The sequence below is a fragment of the Catenibacterium sp. co_0103 genome (genome assembly GCF_004168205.1).
Taxonomy (GTDB): domain Bacteria; phylum Bacillota_I; class Bacilli_A; order Erysipelotrichales; family Coprobacillaceae; genus Catenibacterium; species Catenibacterium mitsuoka_A.
Genome location: NZ_RCYB01000135.1, coordinates 1 through 3,911, shown reverse-complemented (window position 1 = coordinate 3,911; position 3,911 = coordinate 1). Strand labels below are relative to the sequence as shown.

The window sequence follows — 3,911 nt, the reverse complement described above, 5'->3', positions numbered from 1 at the left end:
ATGCCAGCCACTACGTGGCTGGCATGGGTACATGTTTTTAATTATTTCACCTGTCTACTTGACAGGGGCGCATCAAAGTTGGTGCTTTTTTTGTTAATGTAAATTATAACTGTTTAATGAATAATTGTTTTAAATTATCTAAAGTGATTTCCTTAATGAAGGACCTTATAAAGATGATTTAACTGAAGTAAATAAGAAATGCAAGACTCTTATTCTTCAAAATATAATGTATCAATTAATTCTATGCTTTGTTCAAGTGAAAATCTAGGTGTTGTGTATGATATCAAGGATAATGGAATCACAAAAGATATTAAGTATATTTTGTTGTATTCTCTAGATAATCATAAACTAGTGACAATTGCATGTCGTTCTGATACAAGTGTAGAAAGAGCTGATTTCTATTTATGGGCTATCGTTTTGTTAAGAATTTTATCAGAAGAAGATAATTCCTCAACAGAATGGCTTTCATTACTCGCAGATTCAATGGATGGTCCTAATCAGGTAGGTGATTATTATTTCAAACTTGATATGGGTGATGAAAACTATATGCTTGTCGTGTTACCTAAATAATAGAAACAATTAGAAGAATTCTTTTCTAAAACTCGTGTTATAATAGACACGAGTCCAAAGAAAGGAATTCTTCTTTTTTAAGTAGAATAAGAGTATCAATGAAAGCTATATTAGTTATGACATCGGACAATCCCTTCTACATAGATGAACTCAAATCATTATGTATTGCATGTGATATTGAAGTAGAAGATGTTGTTATTCAGAAATTAGAAAAAATTAATCCTGCCACTTATATTGGTAAAGGTAAAATAGAAGAAATCAGATTAAGATTAGATGGAGAAATGGTTATCTTTGATGATGAACTATCTCCATTACAGGTAAAGAACCTTACTGATCAATTACAAACAGAAGTAACAGATCGTACAGATTTAATTCTTCGTATATTTGAACAGCGTGCACAGACAAAAGAAGCAAAATTACAGGTAGAAATAGCAAGAGACCAATATTTATTACCAAGACTTGCAGGAATGCAGGAACATATGTCACATCAGCAAGGTGGTTCTGGGTTTAGAGGATCTGGTGAAAAACAGATTGAGTTAGATCGTCGTATCATCTCTAGAAAGTTGTCCCGTTCTAGAAAAGAACTAGCACAGATTGTAAAACAAAGACAAACACAAAGAGAAAGACGCAAACGTAATAATATTCCTGTGATTGCTTTGGTCGGTTATACAAATAGTGGAAAGTCTACTTTACTCAATACCTTATGTCAGAATAAAGAGAAAAAAGTATTTGAGAAGGATATGTTATTTGCAACATTACAGACTTCTACTAGAAATATAAAGATTAAGAATCATACATGCTTGCTTACTGATACAGTTGGTTTTATTGAACGTTTACCACACAATCTGATTCAGGCATTTCGTTCCACTTTAGAAGAAGTGAAAGAAGCAGATTTATTACTCCATGTTGTTGATTCAAGTTTTGAAGATTATCAATTACAGGTTGATACAACCAATAAGGTATTAGAAGAATTAGGGGTTGAAAATACACCTATGATCTATGTGTACAACAAGGTTGATTTAAATAAGTATGGTTATGTACATCCTGTTACTCCTTATGTTTTTATATCTGCAAAGGAAAAGATTGGTTTAGATTTGTTAGAAGATGAAATAAGTCATATCCTCTTTAAGGATTATGAAACTTTCCAATTAGGTATTCCTTATGATAAGGGAGAAGATTTCAAGTATCTTTATGAGAATACCTATGTGGAACAGGTTGACTATCGTGATGATTATATCTATTTACAGATAGAAGCTAAAAGACAGGATATTAAAGACTATCTTATGTACATCCTTTTTAATTAATGAAACGGAGTTTCATTAATTAACCATTTTTTGTATATTTTATGAAACGTTATAATAATCAGCCTTGAAACAGTTTACATTTATAAGGAGTGATTGATAGAATGTATTCATAAGATAAAGGAGACACATAAAATGGAAAGAAAAATGCCAAAAGATTTTTACTGGGGTGGTTCAGTATCATCATTCCAGACTGAAGGACACAGAAATGAAGGGGGAAAGGGTGTTTGTATCTATGACGTAAGACCTATGAACCCTGAATTCTCTGACTGGAACGATGCAATTGATGAATACACTCGTTATGATGAAGACATCGCATTAATGAAAGGTATGGGGTTTAACTTCTATCGTTTCTCAATCTGCTGGAGCCGTATCATTCCTAATGGTACATTAGATGAACCAGTAAACGAAGAAGGTGTAAAGTTCTACAGTGATTTAATTGATAAGCTACTTGCTGCAGGCATTGAACCAATGATCACTTTAGTACATTTCGATATGCCTTATCATCTTGTAAAGAACTACAATGGTTTTGCTTCAAGATATGTTGTAGACTGTTTTGAAAGATATGCAAAAGTTTGTATTGAAAGATTCGGTGATAGAGTTAAACATTGGATGTCATTCAATGAACAGAACCTTCATTCAATGATGTTAAGAGTTTCTAACGCTGAAGAAATTCCTGAAGGTGTAAGTCTTCCTAAACATTTATATCAGGTAAACCACAATGTTATGATGGCTCATTGTAAAGCAGTACGTGCTTTAAGAGAAATGCAGCCAGATGCTAAGTTCTGTGGTATGGGTGCAATCACTAATATTTATGCATATGACAACAGCCCAGAAAATAATTTATTTGCAACTCAGGCTTATAACTTATTAAATGGTTATCTTGTTGATACATTTGCTCAGGGTAAATATCCTGATTACTGGAATGCTTACTTAGAAAATCGTGGATGGATGCCTACATTTGAAGAAGGCGATGAAGAACTATTAAAGTATACTGTAGACTATATCGCATTCTCTTATTATCGTTCTAATACAGTTAAGACTGGTATCTTTGATTATGAAAGACCAGCTTGTGACTGTGTGAATGAACAGCAGATTCAGAATCCTCATTGTGAAGCCAATGAATGGCATTGGGAAATCGATCCAGTTGGATTCAGATGGACTTTAAATGATTTACATCATAGAACAGGTTTACCAGTATTCGTACTTGAAAATGGTATTGGATGGCGTGAAGATATGACTCAGGAAGAAGTAGATAAGATGCTTGCTGAAGGTCGTACAATCGAAGATGATTATCGTATTAATTATCATAGAGACCATATTCGTGAAATGGAAAACGCAATGTTTGAAGATGGTGTAGACTGCTTAGGTTATATTACTTGGGGACCAATCGATATCCTAGCTAGTATGTGTAATATGGATAAGCGTTATGGATTTGTTTATGTTAATAGAACAAATAAAGATTTAAGAGATATGAAACGTATTCCAAAGAAATCTTATAATTATATCAAGAAAGTATTCGAATCTAACGGTGCTGATTTAGACTAATACTTGCTTAGACCATGTGAAATGCATGGTCTTTTTTTATGTGAATTTATCTAAAAAACCAGCAGAACCCCCACCTCAATATAGAATATAGGTGGGGGATGAATGCCGTTAATGCATCTGATAGAGAAATTTGGAGTAAGAAATAGTATAATACATATAGGAAACTTCTTTTCCTAAATCTACAGAAAGGAGGCTAAATATATGTATCTTACAGTCAAGCAGCAGGTAAAGCATCTGTCCAAGGAAGACTGTCGTTCCATCAAGGAATTATGTCATATTGCAAAGAATCTTACTAATCAGGCAATCTATAACATAAGACAGCACTACTTTGCAGAAGGCAAGTATCTCAATTATGAGAAGAACTATGCACTTCTGAAGTCGTCTGATAACTATAGAACGCTTAATTCCAATATGGCACAGCAGATACTGAAGGAAGTAGATGGTTCATTTAAATCATTCTTTGGTCTTCTTAAAAAGGCAAAGCAGGGAAAG

The 3,911-nt window shown here is 33.3% G+C and carries 4 protein-coding genes; all 4 read left to right on the top strand.

Translation table 11 applies throughout. The features are described 5' to 3' along the window. Positions 1-198 precede the first annotated feature (198 nt). Complete coding sequence (locus EAI80_RS12275; protein ID WP_129982264.1) at positions 199-570, top strand: hypothetical protein; 372 nt, start codon at positions 199-201, stop codon at positions 568-570. A gap of 98 nt (positions 571-668) precedes the next feature. After that, the gene (gene hflX / locus EAI80_RS12270) at positions 669-1,874 is read left to right on the top strand and encodes a GTPase HflX (protein ID WP_129982263.1); all 1,206 of its coding nucleotides are present in this window, start codon (positions 669-671) and stop codon (positions 1,872-1,874) included. 132 nt (positions 1,875-2,006) lie between these two features. Further along, positions 2,007-3,419: a glycoside hydrolase family 1 protein gene (locus EAI80_RS12265; RefSeq protein WP_022424197.1), complete on the top strand. Its 1,413-nt coding sequence runs from the start codon at positions 2,007-2,009 to the stop codon at positions 3,417-3,419. Positions 3,420-3,620: 201 nt separating this feature from the next. Next, the coding region (locus EAI80_RS12260) for a hypothetical protein (protein WP_202976645.1) at positions 3,621-3,911 on the top strand (291 nt) is incomplete at its 3' end.